Source organism: Streptomyces carminius (genome assembly GCF_002794255.1).
Classification (GTDB): Bacteria; Actinomycetota; Actinomycetes; order Streptomycetales; family Streptomycetaceae; genus Streptomyces; species Streptomyces carminius.
In genome coordinates this window covers 230,669-250,984 of the sequence record NZ_PGGW01000008.1, presented here as the reverse complement: position 1 = coordinate 250,984, position 20,316 = coordinate 230,669, and the positions used below count along the sequence as shown (strand labels likewise).

Here is a 20,316-nt window from a genome sequence, read left to right as displayed (position 1 = left end):
GCCGGGGACCGCCGGGTCACGGTGGGCGGCGGTGGCCGTCCCGGTGGCGCCCGCGCCGCTCTCCTGCGGGGCCGTCACCGGACGGGTGCTCCGGTACCGGGACCGGGACCGGTACCGGTCCCGGAGTGCGGGACGGCCGGCTCGGGTGCGTGGCCGTGCCGGTGCCCGTGGTCGTGGTCGTGGCCGGCCCCGTGGTCGTGGCCGTACGGGTGCGCGTGGCCGGACCCGTGGTCGTGCCGGTGTTCGTCCAGATGCCGGGCCGCCAGCGGCGGCCGGTGCGGCGGCTCGCCCTCGCACACGGCCAGGATTCGCTCCAGGAGCTCGTCCGCGCCCCGGCCGGTGCGGGCGCAGGTGGGCAGTACCGCCACGCCCGGGTTGACCTGCCGGACGTTCCCGGCGAACGCCTCCGCGTCGAAGCCCGCGGCCCGGGCGAGGTCCGTCTTGGTGAGGACGACCAGGTTCGCCAGGCCGAAGGCCGTCGGGTACTTGAGCGGTTTGTCCTCGCCCTCGGTGACCGACATCAGCGCCACCCGCAGGGTCTCGCCCAGGTCGTAGGCGGCGGGGCAGACCAGGTTGCCGACGTTCTCCACGAACAGCACCCGGGTGCCGTCCGGCAGCCAGTCCGCCAGGTGCCCGCGCAGCTGCTCGGCCTCCAGATGGCACAGTCCGCCGGTCAGTACCTGCTTCACCGGTGCCCCGGACCTGGCCAGCCGCCGGGCGTCGTTCTCGGTGGCGAGGTCGGCGGTGAGCGCGGCGACCGGCACACCGCGCCCGGCGGCCCGCGCCAGCAGGAGCTCCAACAGGGCGGTCTTGCCGCTGCCCGGGCTGGACAGCAGGTTGACGGCGGCGGTCCCGCGGCCGGACAGCCACGCGCGCAGCGTGTCCGCCAGCCGGTCGTTCTTCGCCAGTACGGCCTGCTTCAGGTCGACGGTCCGGCACATCACGCGCTCTCCCTCTGCTGTGCGTCCCGCCGCGCCGGGTGGTTCCCGGCACAGCCGTCGCCTCCCGGGAGGGTCACATCGACGATCTCCAGTTCCCGTCCGGCCACCAGCTCCACCGCCGCGCCCCGGCATCGGGGGCACCACAGCCGCGGTGGTGTACCCGGGGCGAACTGCCCGGCGCAGTCCCCGCAGCGGGCCCGGGCGGGCACGTCCTCGACGACGAGTGCGGCGCCGGCCAGCACGGTGTCCTCGGTGACCACCTCGAAGGAGAAACGCAGGGCGTCGGGAACCACCCCGGACAGTTCACCGACCCTTACCCGCACCGACTCCACCGAGGCGGCACCGTGGCGGCGGGCGGCGTCCCGGGCGCTCTCGGCGACGGCGGCGGCGATCGACAGCTCGTGCATGGGGCGTCACGCTAGCCAGCCGCGGCGGGTCCGCCGGGGGCGCCGCCACGGCGTGGCACCGAGTTCGCCCGTCCGGCCCACGCCACCGGGACCGATGCGCCCGCTCCCCCGCGACCACCCGCCGGGCGCCGCACCCGGAGCGGGGCCCGGTACGCGGAGCACTGCCCGGTGGGTCTCGTGCGGTTCGTCCTTCCCGGCGGGGCGACGGGTACCGGTCTCCCCGGCCCGCCCCGGCCGGGGCATCCGGCTGACGCCCTCCCACTCCCGCGCGTCCGAATTGTAGTTGTTTGCGTGCAATGCCAGACTTCTGAGGCGGTCGGCTGCCGGGGGCTCTCGGGCCCTCGCCCACGCCGTCCCCGGACCGGGCCCGTCCCCGCCCGTCCCGAAGGCTCCAGGGAGGAAGACGCCATGAGTACCGACGCACCGGCCCCCAGCGGCGTCGAGGAGGTCCACGTCCTGTGGATCTCGGAGGGCATGAGCTGCGACGGCGACACCGTCGCGGTCACCGCCGCGACGCTGCCGAGCCTGGAGGACGTCGTCCTCGGCGCCATCCCGGGCATCCCGAAGGTGCACCTGCACAACAAGGTGCTGGCCTACGAGACCGGCGAGGGCTTCACCCGCGCCTTCCACCGGGCCGCCGACGACGAGCTGGGCCCGTTCGTCCTCGTCATCGAGGGCTCCGTGCCCAACGAGAACATCAACGGGGACGGCTACTGGACCTCGCTGGGCAACGACCCCGACACCGGCGAGCCCATCACCCTCAACCAGTGGATCGACCGGCTGGCGCACAAGGCCTACGCGGTGATGGCGATCGGCACCTGCGCCACCTACGGCGGCATCCACGCCATGGCGGGCAACCCCACCGGCTGCATGGGCCTGGCCGACTACCTGGGCTGGGACTTCCGCTCCGCCGGCGGGCTGCCGATCGTCAACATCCCCGGCTGCCCCGTACAGCCCGACAACTTCATGGAGACCCTGCTGTGGGTGCTCCACCAGGCGGCGGGCCACGCACCGCCCATCCCGCTGGACGACCAGCTGCGGCCGACCTGGCTGTTCGGCAAGACCGTCCACGAGGGCTGCGACCGGGCCGCGTACTACGAGCAGGGCGACTTCGCGCTGGACTACAACTCCCCCAAATGCCAGGTGAAGATCGGCTGCTGGGGCCCGGTGGTGAACTGCAACGTCCCCAAGCGGGGCTGGATGGACGGCATCGGCGGCTGCCCCAACGTCGGCGGCATCTGCATCGCCTGCACCATGCCCGGCTTCCCCGACAAGTTCATGCCCTTCATGGACGAGCCCCCCGGCGGCAGCGTGTCGTCCGCGTTCCTGAGCAACGCCTACGGGCCGCTGGTGCGGTCGCTGCGCGCCATCACCAACCGGACCGCGAACAAGGAGCCCAAGTGGCGCCACAACCGCGCCGAGCTGACCTCCGGCTACCAGCCGCGCCGGACCGGCCACTGACGATGCCCGCCAAGACGATGGCCCCGGCCTTCCCCGGGACGCCGAAGCCCCCGAAGACGCCCGAGAGGACCGCCCCGTGACGACGAGCCAGACCGTCCCGGCCGAACAGCGCACCCTCACCGAGGTGGCGTTCGATCCCATCACCAGGATCATCGGCAACCTGGGCATCTACACGAAGATCGACTTTCCCAACCGGGAGGTCGTCGAGTGCCGGAGCACCTCCTCGCTCTTCCGCGGCTACAGCGTCTTCATGAAGGGCAAGGACCCCCGCGACTCGCACTTCATCACCAGCCGCATCTGCGGCATCTGCGGGGACAACCACGCCGTCTGCTCGATCTACGCCCAGAACATGGCCTACGGGGTGAAGCCGCCGCCGCTCGCGGACTGGATCATCAATCTGGGCGAAGCGGCCGAGTACATGTTCGACCACACGATCTTCCAGGACAACATGGTCTTCGTCGACTACTGCGAGCGCATGGTCAAGGAGACCAACCCCGCAGTGCTGGAACGCGCCGAGCGGACCCCGGCGCCGCGCGGCGACGTGCACGGCCAGCGGACGATCGCCGACATCATGCGCTCCTACAACCCCTTCGAGGGCTCCACCTACAAGGAAGCCCTCACCATGAGCCGGCTCACCCGTGAGATGTGCTGCCTGATGGAGGGCCGCCACGTCCACCCCTCCACGCTCTACCCCGGCGGCGTCGGCACGGTGGCCACACCACAGGTCTTCACCGACTACCTGGTGCGCCTGACGCGCTGCCTGGACTTCGTCAAGCGGGCCGTCGCCCTCAACGACGACGTCTTCGACTTCTTCTACGAGGCACTGCCCGGCTACGAGGAGGTCGGCCGCCGCCGCACCCTGCTGGGCTGCTGGGGAGCCTTCCAGGATCCCGAGGTGGTCGACTACGACTACCGGACGATGAACGAGTGGGGCAACGCCATGTTCGTCACCCCCGGCATCGTCGTCGACAACGAGCTGGTCACCACCGACCTGGTCGACATCAACCTGGGCATGCGGATCCTGCTGGGCAGCTCGTACTACGAGGACTGGATCGGCGAGGAGACGTACGTCGCCAAGGACCCCCTCGGCAACCCCGTCGACCCCCGCCACCCGTGGAACCAGACCACCCTCCCGGCCCCGCAGAAGCGCGAGCTGACGGAGGGCGGCAAGTACAGCTGGGTGATGAGTCCCCGCTGGTACGACAGGCGTACGAACGACTTCCTCGCCCTGGACACCGGGGGCGGCCCGATCGCCCGGCTGTGGGCCACCGCGCTGGCCGGCAAGGTGCGCACCCCCTATGTCCGCTCCACCGGGCACAGCGTCGAGATCGACCTGCCGAAGACCCCCGGCATGCCCGAGACGCGGCTGGAGTGGACGCCCCCGCCCTTCCCCAACACCATCGAGCGCAACCGGGCCCGGATGTACTTCGTCGCCTACGCCGCCGCCATGGCCCTGCACTTCGTGGACAAGGCGCTGGAGGAGGTACGGGCCGGACGCACCAAGACCTTCGAGGACTTCGAGGTGCCCGACGAGGGCATCGGCGTGGGCTTCCACGAGGCCGTGCGCGGGGTGCTCTCCCACCACCTGGTGATCCGCGACAAAAAGATCGCCAACTACCACCCGTACCCGCCGACCCCCTGGAACGCCAGTCCCCGGGACTTCTACGGCACCCCGGGGCCGTACGAGGACGCCGTCCAGGGCTGCCCGATCTTCGAGGAGAACGGGCCGGAGGACTTCAAGGGCATCGACATCATGCGCACCGTGCGCAGCTTCGACCCGTGCCTGCCGTGCGGGGTGCACATGTACCTGGGCCGCGGCCGCACCCTGTTCCAGAGCCACTCGCCGACCCTCGGCGCACTCGCGTAGGGGCGGCCGCCATGACCTGGGACGACGAGTACGCCCGCGCACGGGTGGCACGGGCCGAGGAACTGCTGGCCGGGCTGGAGGCCCTGCCGGACAGCGCCGCGGCGGCCCGGGCCGTCGAGACGGTCGAGACACTGGTGGACATCTACGGCGAGTGCCTCGCCCGGATCATGGACCACCTCGGCCGGTGCGCCTCCGGCGACTCCGGTGACGCCGGTGACGCGGACCGAGGCGACGGTGCGGGGGACGGCGGAACCGGGCCGGCGCACCGGCTCGCGGCCGACGAACTCGTCGGCCACCTGCTGCTGGTGCACGACCTGCACCCGGATCCGCCGGAGACCCGGGTCCGCCGGGCGCTGGAGGCGCTGCGCCGCCGGCCGGCCTTCGACGGGAGCGAGGCGGAACTGCTGGAGGTCTCCGGCACGACGGCACGGATCCGGCTGCGGGCCGGCGGGCGCGGCTGTTCGTCCTCGGCACCGGCGCTGGAGCGGGCCGTGCGGGAGGCGGTGTCCGCCGCCGCGCCCGAGATCGGACACCCGGACGTCGAGACCGTTCCCGTGACGGCACCCGCCGCGCTCATCCCGGTGGACAGCCTCTTCCGCAAACCCGCGCTCACCGCCGAGCGGGGCGGGTGAGCGGCCGTGGCGGAGACGGTTCCGGCCTCCGTGCCTCCCCCCACCCCGGCCTCCGTGCCTCCCCCCACCCCGCCCGTCGGGCCCTTCCCCGCGCCCCGGCTCCGCCGGCTGGCGCTCCGTCCGGCCCACCGGGCCGGACGGAGCGGGACACGGGAGAGCCCCAGCGGCCCGGGCAACCCCGGCGGCGGCCCCGGAGGCCCCGGCGGGGAGCGGTGCGACCTGTGCTCCCAGCCCCTGCCGTCGGAGCACCGCCATCTGCTGGACATCCGCGCGGACGCCGTCTCCTGCGCCTGCCGCGCCTGCGCCCTGCTGTTCGACCGCCGGGAGGCGGGCGGGGCACACTACCGGCTGCTGCCGCTGCGCAGGGTCCGGCTGACCGGAGAGGTGCTCGACGACGCGCTGTGGGCCGGGCTCGGCGTCCCCGTCGGCCTGGCGTTCTTCACCCGCGCCGGGGAGTCCGGCGAGGTCCGGGCCGGTTACCCGAGCCCGATGGGGCTGCTGCGCGCCACCGTGGACCCGCACCACTGGCACGAGGTGGAGAGCGGGCTGGCGGCGTGCGCCCCGGACTCCGCGGCACCGGCCGACGACGTCGAGGCCCTGCTGGTCGACCGGACCGAAGGAGTCCGGGAGCACTGGATCGTCCCGCTGGACGACTGCTACCGCCTGACGGCCGTGGTGCGCGCCCACTGGAGGGGCCTGAACGGCGGGCCCGAGGTGTGGCGGCACATCGGGGACTTCTTCCGCTCCCTCCCCGCCGGCCGTGCCGCCGGTCCTTCTCCCCCGCCGCATCCGACCGCATCCCGATCAGCGACCCGTAAGGAGGCGTCATGAGCGGTATCACCGTGGGCAAACCCGATGTGCGGCCCGACAGGGCGGCCCATGTGAGGGGCGTCAGGCAGGGCAACGAGTTGGGCTCCTACGAGAAGTCCCCGGGCCATCTGCCCGACGACCGCTCCACGGCCCGCCGGTCGACCGGCATCGACCCCGGCCGCCGCGACCCGATCCTGCCCGAGATGCCGAATCTGTCCCCGCCGTGACCGGCCCCGGCAGCACCCCGGCCGGCGCACCGGGAGCCGTGCCGGGCGGCCCGGCCGCCCGGCACGCCATCCCGTCCCTGTCCTTCGAGATCACCGGCGCGGAGCCGGAGCGGTTCGCCGCGGTGCCCACCCTGCGGTTCGGACTGCGGATCACCCGGACCGGCGGCGGCCCCGTCCGTTCGGTCAGCCTGGCGACCACCGTCCGGATCGACGTGGCCCGCCGCCGCCACGGCGAACGGGAACAGCGGTCCCTGACCGAGCTGTTCGGCCTGCCGGAACAGTGGGGCACCACCCTGCGCCCTCTGGTCTGGACCCGGATCACGACGGTGGTGCCCCCGTTCGAGGACACCACCGTGGCCGAACTGACCCTTCCGTGCACCTGCGACACCGAACTGGCCGTCACCAAGTACCTGCTCGCCGTACGGGACGGGGAGGTGCCGCTGGACTTCCTCTTCGGCGGCACGGTCTTCTTCCAAGCCGCCGACGGCCGGCTGGGCACGGCCCAGATCTCCTGGGCCGAGGGTGCCGCCTACCGGCTGCCCGCCGGGCTGTGGCACGGCCTGCTGGACCGCTACTTCGGCGGCAGCCCCTGGCTGCGGCTGTCCCGGGAGACCTACGACCGGCTCGACACCCACCGGATCCGGCGGGTGCTGGGCACCTGGGACGAGACCGTCGCCGCCCTGCTCGACCGGGCGGACGGCACCGTCCCGGCGAGCCCTGGGCCTTCCGGCACTTCCAGAACTCCTTGAGACCACCGGAGCACCATGAACGACGTGACACCGGCAGCGCCCCCGGACGCGGCACCCCCCTGGGGCGCGCCCGCCGGGAAGGCCGAGAAAATCGTGCGCACCTGCCTCTACGAGGGTTATCTGCTCTGGCCGTACCGCAGGTCCGCGCTGAAGAACACCAAACGCTGGACCTTCGGCGGGGTCTTCCCGCAAACCTGTGCCACCGCGCTGGGCGAGCCGTACCGGATGCGCACCCAGGTGCTGCTCGACACCTCCGGCCGCCCCGCCGGACGGACACGGGTGTCGGTCCGCGTGCGGTTCCTGCACGTCGTGGACCGCGGCCTGGAACGTGCGGGGCCCGACGGCCCCGAGGCCGTGGACGAGCTGACGGTGGACGGCGAGCGCCACCTCGCCTGGCAGGAGGCGACCGAGCGCGAGGTGTCCGTCCCCCTGGTTCTGGCGGCCGCCCTCCCCGGGCCGGTGCGGGCCGCCGTCGATGTGCCGGCGGGCACCGACCGCGAGCCGCTGCGGGACGGCGCGGGCCGTCCCGCGGGTGCCGTGGTGCGCCGCTGGCGGGCGCTGCGCGGCACCGTGGAGATCACCGCCGAACCCGTCCGGGCCGATGAGCCCGCCGCGGCGGCCGGGGCCGACGACCCCGACGAGGCCGGTGCGGCCGGTGCGGCCGGTGTGTACCGGCTGACCGTGGACATCGTGAACACCACCCCGTGCCCGGTCCCCGACGCGGACGCCCGCGGTGCCCGGGAGGAGGCCTGCTCGTACGCCTTCGTCTCCACCCACACGGTGCTGCACAGCGACACCGGGTACTTCGTCTCGCTCGTCGATCCGCCCCGGCGGCTGCGGGAGGCGGCCGGCGCCTGCGGGAACCAGGGCACCTGGCCGGTGCTCGTGGACGACGAGACCGCCGGCGGCGACGGCGGCGCTCCCCCGGAGGCGGGCGAGGAGGCGGACGGCGGCGGGTCGTCCGCCCGCACCGTGCTCTCCTCCCCCGTCACCCTCTACGACTTCCCCGAGGTCGCCCCGGAGAGCCCCGGCGACCTGTTCGACGGCACGGAGATCGACCGGCTGCTGATCCTCGGCGTGATGAGCCTGACGGAGGAGGAGCAGCGGGAGGCCCGGGCCTGCGACCCCCGGGCCCGGGAGATCCTGGACCGCTGCGCCGGGCTCGGCCCCGAGGAGCTGCTCGCGCTGCACGGCACCATCCGCGAGTTCCGTCCCGTCCGGGAGGACGCATGAGCGGCCGGCCGCACCCGGACCCCGGGACCGCGGAGCCGGGGACCACGGGCGCCGGCACCGCCCGGACGGCGGTGATCGGCGGAGTACGGCTGGGCCGGGGCGACCGGGTGCGGCTGCGGCCGTCCCCCGGCGCCGACATCCTCGACCTGGCACTCACCGGCCGCACCGCCGAGATCGTCGCCGTCGAGGAGGACTTCGAGGGCCGCAGCCACGTCGCGGTCGTCCTGGTGGGCGATCCGGGGCGCGATCTGGGGGCGAGCAGCCAGATCGGCCACCGCTTCTTCTTCTCCGCCGAGGAGCTGGAACCGGCCGGGCCGCCCGCGGCGCCGGGGGCGGCCCGCGCCCGGATCCTGGTGGCCGGGATCGGCAACGTCTTCCTCGCCGACGACGGGTTCGGGCCGGAGGTCGCCACCGCGCTGCGCGGGCACCCGCTGCCCGCGGGCGTCCAGGTCGCGGACTTCGGCATCCGCGGCATGGACCTGGCCTACCGGCTGTTGGAGGGGTACGGCACCGCCCTGCTGGTCGACGCGGTCCCCCGCGGGCGGGCGCCGGGCACCCTGTCGGTCATCGAGGCGGAGATCCCCCGGGAGGAGGAGTCCCCGGGCATGCCCGCGGCGCATGCCATGGACCCGGTCGGCGTACTGGCCCTGGCCCGGCGGCTGGCGGCCGACGGCGGCGCGCCGCTCCCCCGGGTCCTGGTCGTCGGCTGCGAGCCGCTGGTGCGGATGCGCGGCGACGAGCCGGATGTGGCCGTCGGTCTCAGCGAGCCCGTGCGGAGGGCCGTCACGGCGGCCGTCGTACTGGTGGAGTCCCTGGTGGTGAGGCTGGCCGCCGGAGAGCCGGTCACCGCAGAGGCCCTCGCCGGGAAGGAGGTGAAGTCCCCGTGAGAAACGGCATCCGCATTCCCGCGGCCGTGGTGCGCCTGATCGTGGGCGCCCTGGGCGCCGCCGCCGTCGCGGTACTGGTGGCAGAGGCACCGGCGCTGTGGCGGTACGCGAAGATCCGGTCGATGTGACGGAAGCGGCGGGCGCCCCCGGCGGGGCCGGACCGGTGTCCGGCCGGCGTCGGCCGGACACCGCGGGTCACCCGCCCCGCGCACCGGCGCTCTCCCGCCGGACGGTGGACAGCGTCCTGACCATGACGTGCTCCCGGCGGCCGTCGGGCAGCGGGTCGCCGGCCGGCCCGGTGGGCACGAAGCCGTGGCGGCGGTAGAGGGCCGCCGCGTGCGTGTTGCCGGAGAAGACCGACAGTCGCACCGCCCGGTTCCCGGCCGCCGCGGCCCACCGCACCACCGCCCGCACCAGTTCGTCCCCCGTTCCGCGGCCCCGGGCGGCGGGGGCGACCCACATCGAGATCAGCTCCGCCGTACCGCCCTCCCCGGCCGGCTCCGGAACGGGGACACCGCCGGCCATCCCGGCGGGCCGGCCGTCGAGCAGGGCGAGGAAGTGGCACGCGCCGGGGAGGTCCAGCCGGGCGCGCCAGCGCTCCTCCCGGTCGCCGGGGCCCTGCCAGTCCGCGAGCCGGGATCCGAACGCGCCGGGCGCCTCCGCGAGCGCCGCCAGCCGCAGTTCGCGCCAGGTCCGCCAGTCGTCCGCCGTCAGAGTCCGGATCTCGGTCATCCGGGCAGGCTGCCGTACGGGGCGGGCCGACGGCAACCGGAAACCCCGTGCCGCCGGCCGGGGTGCCGTTGCCCCGCGTACGCCCGGCATGCGCTCCCCGACCACGGGTAGTCAACGGACACCGCCCTATCCGTCCGAGGTGAGGTCATGGCCAGCGTCGTCCGGCAGCGCACAGCAGTCCTCGCAGCGCTCACGGCGCTGCTGGCCGCCGCGGCCTGCGGTGGTGGGGGCGGGGAGGAGCCCTCCCCCGCCCCGAGCCCCAGCTCCTCCGCGACCGCCCCGTCCCGTCCCGCCGGCGATCCGCCGGGCGGCGTTCCGTCCCCTTCCTCCTCGCCTTCCGCCTCCCCCTCTCCTTCGGCGACCGCCACCGCACCGGAGGACCCGGCCGGGGCCGCCCAGGAGATCCGGGAGAACTGGGAGGGGTTCTTCACCGCCACGTCGGTCGACGACAGGGCCGCCCTGGTCGAGGACGGCGAGCTGTACCGGCTGATGATCGAGGGGTTCACCCGTGACGAGCGGGCCGAACTGCTCCGCGTACGGGTGGACCGGACGGTCTTCACCTCCCCCGAACGCGCCAGGGTCGGCTACACCCTCATCCGGGAGGGCAGCCCGGTCGCCACCGGCGCCACGGGGACCGCCGTCCGCCAGGAGGGGACCTGGAAGATCAGCTTCACCACGCTGTGCTCCCTCACCCGGCACGGTGACGACGTCCCCCAGGCCGCGACCTGCCCCTCGTCCTCGGCCCCGCCCCCGGCTGCCCCGTAGCCCAGGGCTGTGACGGCCTGCCGCGCGTGACCGCCGGCCCCGGACGCCAAGGCCGAGGAGCGCACGAGCTCCACGGGGCGCAGACGGCCGCCTGCGCCCCGGCCGGCAGGGGCGTTCCGCCGCAGCAGGGTCCGGGGCGGGCGGGCCGGCGGCCTCCGGGTACGCCTTCGGGTACGGGGAGGGCGGGAGCGGACCGATGAGTTCCGGAACGGTCGCCGCCGCAGGCTTGCGCCCCGCCGTGCCGGGTAGGCGGGGGGTGCGCCCGGGGTGCCGACAGGTGGAGTCGTATGACAGGCCCCCGGTCGCCTCCTCGTCGGCGGCCGGCGGATTCCCCCGTCCTGCCGGCCGCCGGCAGGACCACGCGACCTGTCATGATGCCCGGAACGGGGGTCCGGACGCACGGACGGCCGCCGGAGAGCAGGAGCAGGAAGGAGCCACCGTGCCGGAACGTGCTCTCCGCAGTCGGCAGATGCTCGCCGGCCTGTTGTCCGCCAGTCACCTGCTGCCCCTGGAGCTGGTGCCGGACGCCGTGGCCGAGCACGCGGCCCCCGTGGGATTCACCGACATCCGGATCTACCTGGCCGATCTGCAGCAGTACGTACTGCGCCTGCTGCCCCCGGGCGGGCAGGAGGCCGGGGCGGGTGCGGCGGACGGCGAGGCGGAGCTGAGGATCGAGGGCACCGTGCCCGGACGGGCCTTCCAGCACGGGCAGCCCCTGCCCGCCGCCGGAGCCGGTCCCGAAGGGTACCGGTGGTGGGTCCCCCTGGTGGACGGCACCGAGCGGCTGGGCGCCATGCACGTCGCCACCGCCGGCGACGACCAGCGCACCCACGACGACATGAAGCAGCTGGCCACCCTGACGGCGCTGCTCCTGGCCGGCAAGAGCGGCCACAACGACACCCACGCCCGTCTGGTCCGCACCCGGCCGATGGGGGTCGCCGCCGAGATGCAGTGGCAGTTGATGCCCCCGCTGACCTACGCGGACGGCCGGGTGGTGATCGGCGCCGCGCTGGAGCCCGCCTACGAGGTCAGCGGCGACGCCTTCGACTACGCCACCGCCGGGCCCGTGGCGCATCTCGCGGTGTTCGACGCCATGGGACACGACACCGCCGCCGGCCTCACCGTCAACCTCGCCGTGGCCGCCTGCCGCAACCACCGCCGGCAGGGCGCCGATCTGGCCGAGACCGGCGAGGCGGTCGAACGGACCCTGGTCGAGCAGTTCGGCCACAGCCGCTATGTCACCGGCATCCTGGCGGAACTGGACACCCGCACCGGCGAGTTCACCTGGATCAACCGCGGCCACCACCCCCCTGTCGTCATTCGCGGCGGACGCTGGAGCACCCTGCTGCGCTGCCCGCCCGCCCATCCGCTGGGCACCGGTCTGGGCCTGCGGACCACCCTCTGCCGGGAGCAGCTGGAACCGGGCGACCGCGTCGTGTTCTACACCGACGGCATCACCGAGGCCCGCAGCCCCGGTGACCGCGAGTTCGGTCTGAGCCGCTTCGTCGACTTCATCGTCCGCCACCACTCCGACGGTCTGCCCGTCCCCGAGACCCTGCGCCGGCTGGTCCACTCCGTGCTCGACCACCACGGCGGCCGGCTCCAGGACGACGCCACCGTCCTGCTCTGCCAGTGGCTCGGCCCCTCCGCCGAGGACTTCGCCCCGGCGGCGGAGCGGGCCGGCCTGCACGGCTGACGACGGCAGGATCCCGCCCCCGGCGCCCCCGGGGGACGTCCGCCGTGACACGGCGGACGGCGGGGTAGGCGTACCGGACGCGGTACGCCCACCCTCCCGGAAGGGCAGCACAGACCATGGCCCAGCCATCCCAGCCATCCCCCACACCGGACGCCCGCCGCCGGCCGCGCCGGTCGCTGGCCGTCTGCGCGCTGATCGGCGCGGCGGTCATGGCGGCGGTCGACGAGATCGTCTTCCACCAGCTGCTGAACTGGCACCACTTCTACGACCGCGCCACCCCCGCCGTCGGACTGCTCTCCGACGGCCTGCTGCACACCGCCGAGTTGCTGGGTCTGGTGGCCGGGTTCGTGCTCTACGCGGACCTGCGCCGCCGCCGCGCCCTGTCCGTCCCCCACGCCCGGGCCGGGCTGCTCCTGGGGCTGGGCGGTTTCCAGCTGTTCGACGGGATCGTCGACCACAAGCTGCTGCGGCTGCACCAGGTCCGTTACGGCGTCGACCTGCTCCCCTACGACCTGGCCTGGAACGCGGCGGGTCTGGTGCTGCTGGGCGCGGGCGCCGCCCTGGCCGTGCGCGCGGGCCGCGGCCGGCGGCGTGCGAAGGCCGGGTGACGCCGGTGGCGCCGGAACACCTCCACCCCGCCGGCTCGGGCCCCTCCCCCGCAGCCGTGCTCGCCGCGGCGGTCGCGGCGGCGGTGGTCGCCGGCTACCTGCTCGCGGCCCTACGGCTGCGCCGCCGCGGTGATGTCTGGCCACCCTCGCGGGACCTGTGCTTCGCGGCGGGCGGCACGGCCCTGGCCGCGGCCGCCGTCCTCGACCCGCCCGGCGGGCCGTTCACCGCGCACATGGCCGGGCATCTGGTCACCGGCATGGCCGCTCCGCTGCTGCTGGTGCTCGCCCGGCCGCTCACCCTCGTCCTGCGGGTGCTGGGCCCGGGACCTCTCCGGCGTGCCCTGCTGGCCGCGGCGCACTCCCGGCCCGCCGGGTGGCTGCTCTTCCCGCCGCTGGCCGCGGCCGTGGACGTGGGCGGGCTGTGGCTGCTGTACCGCACCCCGCTGTGGGCCGCCGCACACGGCCGGCCGCTCCTGGCGGCCGTGCTGCACCTGCATGTCCTCGCCGCGGGTGTGCTGTTCACCTTCGCCGTCTGCCGTCTCGACCCGGTGCGCCGCCGCTGGGGTCTGCCCTGGCGCGGTGCGGCGCTGCTGGGGGCCGGGGCCGCGCACGCCGTACTGGCCAAGTCCCTGTACGCCGCTCCCCCGCCCGGTACCGGCCTCGCGGGCGCCGATCTGCGTACCGGCGCCCAACTGATGTATTACGGCGGCGACTTGGTCGAGGTGGCCCTGGCCGCGGTCCTGGCCGTCCAGTGGTACGCCGCCACCGGCCGGGCCCTCGCCCGGGGCCGGCGGGCCGTCCGGGGTTCCGCTCCCGCGCGGCACCCGGTCCCCGGTGGTGCTCCGGATGCGTGTTCACCCGGTCGGTGGGTAAGCGGAGGACACAGCCCGCGAGGGAGTCACACAGCGGTCAGCGGAGCAGTGGCGCTGACACAGCCGGCGGCCGGCACGTCCGTCCCCGAACCGGTCGGCCGTCGGCTCCCCCGGCCCGACCCGCCCCCAGAGGAGCCGTGAACCACTGACTCCGGTTCCTCTGGAAGAGGAAGCCGGGCTCAGGGGAGGAGGACGCGCCGCCCGGCGGGTCCGTGCGGAGGGGCGCCCGCCGACCGGCGGACACCCCGGAGCACCGGAGCCCGTGCGAGGCGGCCGCCGTCCGTCCGGCACGGCCCCGGCGCGGCACCGGGCGGTGCCGCGCCGGGGCCGTGCCGGACGGACGGGTACGGTCGTTCGGCCGACGGGCACACCGCCGGTGCCGCCCTTCCCCGCCCTCCCCGGCGGGGCCCGGCACGGAAGGAGTCACGGAACATGCCCGGTCCCGTTCCGGACAGCGTGCCGGAGGACCCCGAGGGGACCCGTGCGTCCTGTCCGCCCGCACCCTGGAGGTTCCGGGGGAAACTGTGGGCCGGCCTCCTGCCGCTCCGCCGCCCACTGCCCGTCCCCGGGGATCTGCGCCCGCTGGTCTCCCCCTCCCTGCTGGCCGTCGGGCTGGTCCGGTACCGGGAGGGCACCTTGCGCTACGACGAGCTGGCCATCGGCCCGCTGGTCCGCCGCGGCCGCCGTGCCGGGCTGCTGGTCGACCGTATCTGGGTCGACGACGCCGTCTCGGTGCGCGGCGGGCGGGACATCTGGGGACTCCCCAAGGAACTCGCCGAGTTCGTCTGGACGGACACCGGTGGGCGGACGGCGGTGCGCGTCGCCGACCGGGACGGTCCGCTGGCCGAGTTGGTCCTCGGGGCCGGGCGGCCGGGCCTGCCGGGTGTGCCGCTTCCCCTTCCGGGCTTCTCCGGTTCGCCCGGGCGGCGGCTGTTCGTCCCCGGCCGGCTGCGGGGGACCCTCCGCCCCGGGACGCTGACGGTCACCTCGTGGCCGGAGCGGCTCCCTGCCCTGGAGCGCACCACCACCCGGCTCGCGGTGGCCGTGGACCCCTTCCGGATGACCGTTCCCGGGCCGATGCGCCGCTGAGCCCCGGGCCGGTGCGCGGTCCGGGGCCTGCCGTCACCGCCCGCCGCCCAGCTCGAACAGCAGGTAGAGGAAGGCCGCGACCAGGTGGCCGGCGATCAGGTAGACGAAGAGCCGGACGACGAGCCCGCGGGGGAACTTCCGCTCCTCGTTCATCGGCGCCGCGGGGCGGGGGTGCTGTTCGGACATGGTGATGCCGCCTTTCGGACCGGCCGGAGCCGGCGGGAACGGGAAACGGGGAACCGGGGCCGCAGCCTTCAGGTGATACGCGGCCCCGCCGCGCCGACGCACAGTTCGGCGACGGTGCTGCGCAGCAACGTGTGCACGAACAGCAGGTCCGCGCCGTCGGCGGTCGCCGCCGCGATGCGGTGCGGGGTGAGCGAGTCGAAGTGCGCCGAGTCCCCCGGCCACAGGAGGTGCTCGTTCTCCTCCAGCACCAGCCGCAGCCGGCCGCCGAGCACGTGGATCCACTCCTCGCCGGGGTGCACCCGGACCGGATCGTGCCGCGGCCGGTGGGGGACGTGGACCCGCAGTGCCTGCATCGCCCGGCCCGATCCTCCGGCCGGGCGGTAGATCCAGCCGTCCGCGGTGACCGTCTCCGCACGGCCGGCCCGTACCACCGGGTCCCGTTCGGCCACCGTCTCGCCGAGCAGGTCCGACACGGTCGTACCGTAGATCCGGGCGAGCGCGAGCAGCGACGGCAGCGAGGGCTGGCGGCGGCCCGTCTCCAGGCGGGACAGGTGGGCGGGTGACAGGTCCGCGCGCCGGGCGGCGGTCTCCAGGGTCAGGCCGCCCCGCCGGCGCAGCTCGCGCAGCCGGGCGGCGATCCGTGGCGGCAGACCGTCGGGCGGGGTGCCGGCCGCCGCCTCGGCAGGGCCCTCGGATGAGGAGTTCACAGAGGTGATTGAGCCAGAAACCTGCCTGGCGGGCAATTTCTTTGCCTCTTGGGCAAGAAGCCATGGAACGATGATCGGATGAACACCACCACAGCCGCGTCCGGGGCGCGTCGGCCGGCCCTCCGCCCGGCCCTGCTGCTCCCGGTGATCGGCCTGCTGGCCGCCTGCGGCACCCAGCCCGCCCCGTCGGCCTCCTCCCCGCACCCCTCGGCCTTCCCCCGCCCGGACCGGCTCGCCTCCTCGTTTCCCGAGGGGCACGTGCAGTACGGCTTGTCCCCCTCCCCCCGGCCCTCCCCCTCCGCGTCCTCCTGCCCGGCCTCGGGCCTGCGCGTCCAGGCGGAGGAGGCGGAGGCGGCCATGGGGCTGCGGGTGCTGGGCGTCCGGCTGGTGAACTGCGGCGAGACCTCCCGCACCATCCGCGGCCGTCCCGGTGTGCGGGTGCTGGACGGGGACGGGGAGCCGCTGGAGGTGGAGATCCTCCACAAGGTGTCCGAGATCGCCCTCATCGGCGGGCTCGACGACGCCCCCGCACCGGTGCCCCTGGACCCCGGCGAGTCGGCGGTGGCCCGCCTGGTGTGGCGCAACACCGTCACGGACCCCACGGTGCCCGCCGCCACCGGCAGCGCCGTGGAGATCGACCCGCTCGGTGACCGGGAGCCGCGGACCGTACCCGCCCACCTCGACCTCGGCAACACCGGCAGGCTCGCCGTGAGCCCCTGGGCACCGGTGCCGCGGTAGGGCCGCCCCCGCCGCGAGGGGTTCTGCCGGACACGAACGGTGTACGAGGGGGCACGGCGTGGAAGACGGCCGGAGTGAGCGATCTGGAAGATCCCGGCGCGGACACCCCCGCGGACACCCCCGCGGACATCGCCGTGGTGGGCGCCGGCGCCGCCGGGCTGTCCCTGGTGCACCGGCTGGCCTACACCCCCGGCCCGGACGGCACCGCGCCCACCGTCGTCCTCGTCGAGGCGCCCGAGGGGCCGGTGCGCGCCCCGGCCCGCACCTGGTGCTTCTGGGAGACCGGCGAGGGCCCGTACGACGAGGCGGTACGGGCCGGCTGGGACCGGCTGCGGGTGCGCGGTCCGGACGGCCGTACCGCCGAGGCCCACCTGGGCGCCGCGCGCTACAAGATGCTCCGCTCCACCGACTTCGCCGCCCTGGTGGATACCCGGCTGGCGCCCCTGCCCCGGGTACGGCGGCTGACCGCGGTGGTCGACCGGGTGCGGGACGATCCGGCGGGCGGCGCCGTCGTCCACGGCACCGACACCGCGGGGGCCCCGGTGCGGGTGCGGGCCCGCTGGGTGTTCGACTCCCGCCCGCCCCGGCGGCTCCCGCCCGCGCGCAGCACGCTGCTCCAGCACTTCCGCGGCTGGTTCGTGCGCTGTTCCGCCGACGCGTTCGACCCGTCGGCCGTGGAACTGATGGACTTCCGCACCCCGCAGCCCGCCCACGGACTGTCCTTCGGCTACGTCCTGCCGCTGGGACGGCGGGAGGCGCTGGTGGAGTACACCGAGTTCTCCCGCACCCCGCTGTCGCCGGAGGGCTACGAGCGGGCGCTGCGGGACTACACCGGCCGGGTGCTGGGCCTGGGGGGAATGACGGTCACCGGCACCGAGCAGGGCGTCATCCCCATGACGGACGCCGTCTTCCCGCGCCGCGCCGGGCGCTGTGTCTTCCGCATCGGAACGGCCGGCGGCGCCACCCGGCCCGCCACCGGCTACACCTTCGCCGCCGTCCAGCGGCAGAGCGACGCCATCGCCGACGCCTGGCGCCGCGGGCGCGTCCCGGTGCCGCCCGCCGCGCACGCCGCCCGCCACCGGGCGATGGACGCGGTCATGCTGCGGGCCGTGGACACCGGCCGGGTGGCGGGGGCGCGGTTCTTCAGCGACCTTTTCCTGCGCAACCCCCCCGACCGGCTGCTGCGGTTCCTCGACGGCCGCTCCCGGTGGTGGGAGGAGTTCGCCATCGGGCTGAGCACTCCGGTGCTGCCCATGCTGCGCTCGGCGGTGGAACTGCCCGTACTGCCGCGGCGCGCCGCCGTGTCCTGAGCCGTCCTCTCCCCCGCCGTCCCGGCGCCGCTCCCGGGTGCCGCTCCGTTCCCCGCTCCCGTGTTCCCCGCCGTTCCCCGCCGTCCTCGTCCGACAGGAGTGTTCCCCCCATGCCGCTGCTCCCACCGCACCACCGACGGCCGGCCGCCGTACCCGGCCGCCCGGTCGCCCGGCGCGGGCGCGACCGCCACGCGGCCGTCCTCCACCCGGCGCCGGGACGCCCGGCGGTGGCCGGGGAGCCGCCGCGGGTCGCCGTCGCGGGCGGCGGCATCGCCGGGCTGGCGGCGGCCACCGCGCTGGCCGAACGCGGGGCGCGGGTCACCGTCCTGGAGCGGGAGCCGCAACTGGGCGGACGGCTGGCCGGCTGGCCGGTGACGCTGGCGGACGGCTCGGCGGTGACGATGAGCCGCGGCTTCCATGCCTTCTTCCGCCAGTACTACAACCTGCGCGGGCTGCTGCGCCGGGTGGACGGCTCGCTGGGGATGCTCTCCGGGCTGCCCGACTACCCCCTGGTCCACAGCGGCGGCGCCCGGGACGGCTTCGCCCGGGTGCCCCGCACCCCGCCGTGGAACGCGCTCGGCTTCGCCGCCCTCAGCCCCACGTTCACACTGCCGGGGCTGCTGCGCATGGACCCGGTGGCGGCCCTGCCGCTGCTGGACGTACGGGTGCCGCAGGTGTTCGAGCGGCTCGACGGGATCAGCGCCGCCGACTTCCTGGACCGCGTCCGCTTCCCCGCCGGCGCCCGGCATCTGGCCTTCCAGGTCTTCTCCCGCAGCTTCTTCGCCGATCCCGGGGAGCTGTCGGCCGCCGAGCTGGCGCTGATGTTCCACATCTACTTCCTGGGCTCCGGCGAGGGACTGCTCTTCGACGTGGCCAACGAGCCCTTCCCCACCGCCCTGTGGGAGCCGCTGGCGAAGTACCTGCGCGGCCACGGCGCCGAGACGCGTACGGACACGGCCGTGGAGACGGTCTCCCCCACCTCGTCGGGCGGTTACGAGGTGGTCGCCGGGGGCGGCGCGCCGCAGCGGTACGACGCGGTGGTCCTGGCCCTGGACACCGCCGGACTGCGGCAGGTGGTGGCCGGCTCCCCTCGTCTGGGCGATCCCGCCTGGCGCGACCGTGTCGCCCGGCTGCGCACCGCCCCGCCCTTCCTGGTGACCCGGCTGTGGCTGGACCGCCCCGTCCGCCCCGAGCGCCCCGGTTTCCTGGGCACCAGCGGCTACGGTCCGCTGGACAACGTCAGCGTGCTGGAGCGCTGGGAGGGCGAGGCGGCCCGCTGGGCGCGGCGCACCGGCGGTTCGGTGGTGGAGCTGCACGCGTACGCCGTCCCGCCCGGCGCCGACCGCGCCGCCGTGCAGGAGGCGCTGCTCGCCGAACTGCACCGGCTCTGGCCGGAGACCCGCCCGGCGCGGGTGGTGGACGCGGTGCACGAGTGGCGGGCGGACTGCCCGCTGTTCGCGGTGGGGTCCTTCGCCGACCGCCCCCCGGTGCGCACCCCCGACCCGGGTGTGGTGCTCGCCGGGGACTGCGTCCGGGTGGATCTGCCGGTGGCGCTGATGGAGCGGGCGGCCACCACCGGCTTCCTGGCGGCGAACGCGCTGCTGGAGCGCTGGGGGGTGCGGGGGCAAACGCTGTGGACGGTGCCCAACGCCGGGCGTTCGGCACCGCTGCGGGCGCTGGCGGCGCTGGGTGACCGGGGCCGGACCCGGGACTAGGTGTACTGCCCCGCGAGGCCGGGGCCGCCGTCGGCCAGGCCCCGGGGCGCGCTGCGGCCGGGAGGGTCAACCGGCTCGCGGCGCCCCCGGGCCCGGCGGCCCGGAGGCGCCCCGGGCACACCACTCCCCCGGCTGCCGCCGGGAGGTGCCCCGGCCGCGTCGCCGGAGTCGCCCGAGTGCGCCCGGTACGCGGGCGGTCCTCCGCCCTGCGACGCACCGCACCGGGCGCCGCGCGCTTCCCGGCAGCCCCTTCCGGTCGCGGCACCGGCCGCCCCGCGGGGGTCTCAGTCGGTCTGCCAGCTCCAGCCGGTCGCGGTCGTCCCGGAGGGGCAGTGCTCCTGGACTCCGCTCAGGTCCCCGGGCGGGGCCGTGCTCTCGCCCCCGTACTGGCGGCCGTCGCTGCACTGGACGAGGAGCCGGTACCGCTGCGCGTCGTCATTCCGCTGCGGGGCCGGGACCGGCTGTCCGACGGGGAGCGGGGCGGCGCCCGCCGTTCCCGCGGACACGGCCGCCACGGCGGCCACGGCGACGAGCAAGGGGAAGATCTTCCTGGTTTTCACGACGGGTCCCTCCATGGGTGTGCGTGCCGCGCCGTGCGCGGCGGCGCGGTGTCGTTCCGATGGCGGACATCCCATCAGGGGGGAACCCGGGAGCCGGGCAGCACGTGCGCGCTGCCCGGTCTTT

The 20,316-nt window shown here is 75.3% G+C and carries 23 protein-coding genes; 17 read left to right on the top strand and 6 right to left on the bottom strand.

The window, feature by feature from the left end; all coding sequences use genetic code 11:
• Positions 1–74: 74 nt before the first annotated feature.
• Positions 75–941 carry a hydrogenase nickel incorporation protein HypB gene (gene hypB, locus CUT44_RS01990; RefSeq protein WP_100200325.1) on the bottom strand — a complete coding sequence of 289 codons (867 nt, stop codon included), beginning with the start codon at positions 939–941 and terminating at the stop codon, positions 75–77.
• Positions 941–1,348, bottom strand: coding sequence for a hydrogenase maturation nickel metallochaperone HypA (hypA, locus tag CUT44_RS01985; RefSeq protein ID WP_100200324.1), 408 nt, complete (start codon positions 1,346–1,348; stop codon positions 941–943). The genes hypB and hypA overlap by 1 nt, the downstream gene beginning before the upstream one ends.
• A 408-nt stretch (positions 1,349–1,756) precedes the next feature.
• Here hypA and CUT44_RS01980 point away from each other — a divergent pair, with 408 nt between their 5' ends.
• From CUT44_RS01980 to CUT44_RS34445, 9 genes are all read left to right on the top strand, one after another.
• Entirely contained in the window at positions 1,757–2,809 is a 1,053-nt protein-coding gene (locus CUT44_RS01980) for an NADH-quinone oxidoreductase subunit B family protein (protein ID WP_100200323.1), read from the top strand.
• 76 nt (positions 2,810–2,885) lie between these two features.
• A complete protein-coding gene (locus CUT44_RS01975) occupies positions 2,886–4,676 on the top strand; it encodes a nickel-dependent hydrogenase large subunit (RefSeq protein ID WP_100200322.1) in 1,791 nt (596 codons plus the stop codon).
• An 11-nt stretch (positions 4,677–4,687) separates the two neighbouring features.
• Complete coding sequence (locus tag CUT44_RS01970; RefSeq protein WP_100200321.1) at positions 4,688–5,308, top strand: NifU family protein; 621 nt, start codon at positions 4,688–4,690, stop codon at positions 5,306–5,308.
• A 54-nt stretch (positions 5,309–5,362) separates the two neighbouring features.
• Positions 5,363–6,139 (top strand): DUF5947 family protein, encoded by a 777-nt coding sequence (locus CUT44_RS01965; RefSeq protein ID WP_146252157.1) that lies wholly within the window; start codon positions 5,363–5,365, stop codon positions 6,137–6,139.
• Entirely contained in the window at positions 6,136–6,345 is a 210-nt protein-coding gene (locus tag CUT44_RS01960) for a hypothetical protein (RefSeq protein ID WP_100200319.1), read from the top strand. Before CUT44_RS01965 ends, CUT44_RS01960 begins: the two co-directional genes overlap by 4 nt.
• Positions 6,346–6,383: 38 nt before the next feature.
• Positions 6,384–7,094: a DUF6084 family protein gene (locus tag CUT44_RS01955; RefSeq protein WP_199185560.1), complete on the top strand. Its 711-nt coding sequence runs from the start codon at positions 6,384–6,386 to the stop codon at positions 7,092–7,094.
• A gap of 15 nt (positions 7,095–7,109) precedes the next feature.
• Positions 7,110–8,327 (top strand): hypothetical protein, encoded by a 1,218-nt coding sequence (locus tag CUT44_RS01950; protein WP_100200317.1) that lies wholly within the window; start codon positions 7,110–7,112, stop codon positions 8,325–8,327.
• Positions 8,324–9,214 carry a hydrogenase maturation protease gene (locus CUT44_RS01945; RefSeq protein WP_100200316.1) on the top strand — a complete coding sequence of 297 codons (891 nt, stop codon included), beginning with the start codon at positions 8,324–8,326 and terminating at the stop codon, positions 9,212–9,214. Before CUT44_RS01950 ends, CUT44_RS01945 begins: the two co-directional genes overlap by 4 nt.
• Positions 9,211–9,342: a DUF6893 family small protein gene (locus CUT44_RS34445; protein ID WP_269846158.1), complete on the top strand. Its 132-nt coding sequence runs from the start codon at positions 9,211–9,213 to the stop codon at positions 9,340–9,342. The genes CUT44_RS01945 and CUT44_RS34445 overlap by 4 nt, the downstream gene beginning before the upstream one ends.
• Positions 9,343–9,409: 67 nt before the next feature.
• Here CUT44_RS34445 and CUT44_RS01940 read toward each other — a convergent pair whose 3' ends face one another.
• Positions 9,410–9,946, bottom strand: coding sequence for a GNAT family N-acetyltransferase (locus tag CUT44_RS01940; protein ID WP_100200315.1), 537 nt, complete (start codon positions 9,944–9,946; stop codon positions 9,410–9,412).
• A 147-nt stretch (positions 9,947–10,093) separates the two neighbouring features.
• Here CUT44_RS01940 and CUT44_RS01935 point away from each other — a divergent pair, with 147 nt between their 5' ends.
• From CUT44_RS01935 to CUT44_RS01915, 5 genes are all read left to right on the top strand, one after another.
• A complete protein-coding gene (locus CUT44_RS01935; protein ID WP_100200314.1) occupies positions 10,094–10,711 on the top strand; it encodes a hypothetical protein in 618 nt (205 codons plus the stop codon).
• A 469-nt stretch (positions 10,712–11,180) separates the two neighbouring features.
• Positions 11,181–12,407, top strand: a complete 1,227-nt coding sequence (locus CUT44_RS01930) for a PP2C family protein-serine/threonine phosphatase (RefSeq protein WP_100200313.1) — start codon at positions 11,181–11,183, stop codon at positions 12,405–12,407.
• 116 nt (positions 12,408–12,523) lie between these two features.
• Positions 12,524–13,015 (top strand): DUF2243 domain-containing protein, encoded by a 492-nt coding sequence (locus tag CUT44_RS01925; RefSeq protein WP_100200312.1) that lies wholly within the window; start codon positions 12,524–12,526, stop codon positions 13,013–13,015.
• Between the two features lie 5 nt (positions 13,016–13,020).
• Positions 13,021–14,028 carry a cytochrome c oxidase assembly protein gene (locus tag CUT44_RS01920; protein ID WP_100200311.1) on the top strand — a complete coding sequence of 336 codons (1,008 nt, stop codon included), beginning with the start codon at positions 13,021–13,023 and terminating at the stop codon, positions 14,026–14,028.
• 291 nt (positions 14,029–14,319) lie between these two features.
• A complete protein-coding gene (locus CUT44_RS01915; RefSeq protein ID WP_100200310.1) occupies positions 14,320–14,976 on the top strand; it encodes an acetoacetate decarboxylase family protein in 657 nt (218 codons plus the stop codon).
• Positions 14,977–15,009: 33 nt separating this feature from the next.
• Here the strand turns inward: CUT44_RS01915 and CUT44_RS32955 are convergent, their stop codons facing one another.
• The gene (locus CUT44_RS32955; RefSeq protein WP_158239554.1) at positions 15,010–15,162 is read right to left on the bottom strand and encodes a DUF6126 family protein; all 153 of its coding nucleotides are present in this window, start codon (positions 15,160–15,162) and stop codon (positions 15,010–15,012) included.
• 68 nt (positions 15,163–15,230) lie between these two features.
• Complete coding sequence (locus CUT44_RS01910) at positions 15,231–15,869, bottom strand: helix-turn-helix domain-containing protein (protein ID WP_100200309.1); 639 nt, start codon at positions 15,867–15,869, stop codon at positions 15,231–15,233.
• Between the two features lie 78 nt (positions 15,870–15,947).
• Between CUT44_RS01910 and CUT44_RS01905 the strand changes: the two genes are divergently transcribed.
• From CUT44_RS01905 to CUT44_RS01895, 3 genes are all read left to right on the top strand, one after another.
• Positions 15,948–16,607, top strand: a complete 660-nt coding sequence (locus CUT44_RS01905; protein WP_100200308.1) for a DUF4232 domain-containing protein — start codon at positions 15,948–15,950, stop codon at positions 16,605–16,607.
• Positions 16,608–16,681: 74 nt separating this feature from the next.
• Complete coding sequence (locus CUT44_RS01900; protein ID WP_233221113.1) at positions 16,682–17,917, top strand: lycopene cyclase family protein; 1,236 nt, start codon at positions 16,682–16,684, stop codon at positions 17,915–17,917.
• 110 nt (positions 17,918–18,027) lie between these two features.
• The gene (locus tag CUT44_RS01895) at positions 18,028–19,632 is read left to right on the top strand and encodes an NAD(P)/FAD-dependent oxidoreductase (protein ID WP_100200307.1); all 1,605 of its coding nucleotides are present in this window, start codon (positions 18,028–18,030) and stop codon (positions 19,630–19,632) included.
• Positions 19,633–19,916: 284 nt separating this feature from the next.
• Here the strand turns inward: CUT44_RS01895 and CUT44_RS01890 are convergent, their stop codons facing one another.
• On the bottom strand, positions 19,917–20,192 hold the full coding sequence (locus CUT44_RS01890) for a hypothetical protein (protein WP_100200306.1): 276 nt from the start codon (positions 20,190–20,192) through the stop codon (positions 19,917–19,919).
• Positions 20,193–20,316: the final 124 nt, after the last annotated feature.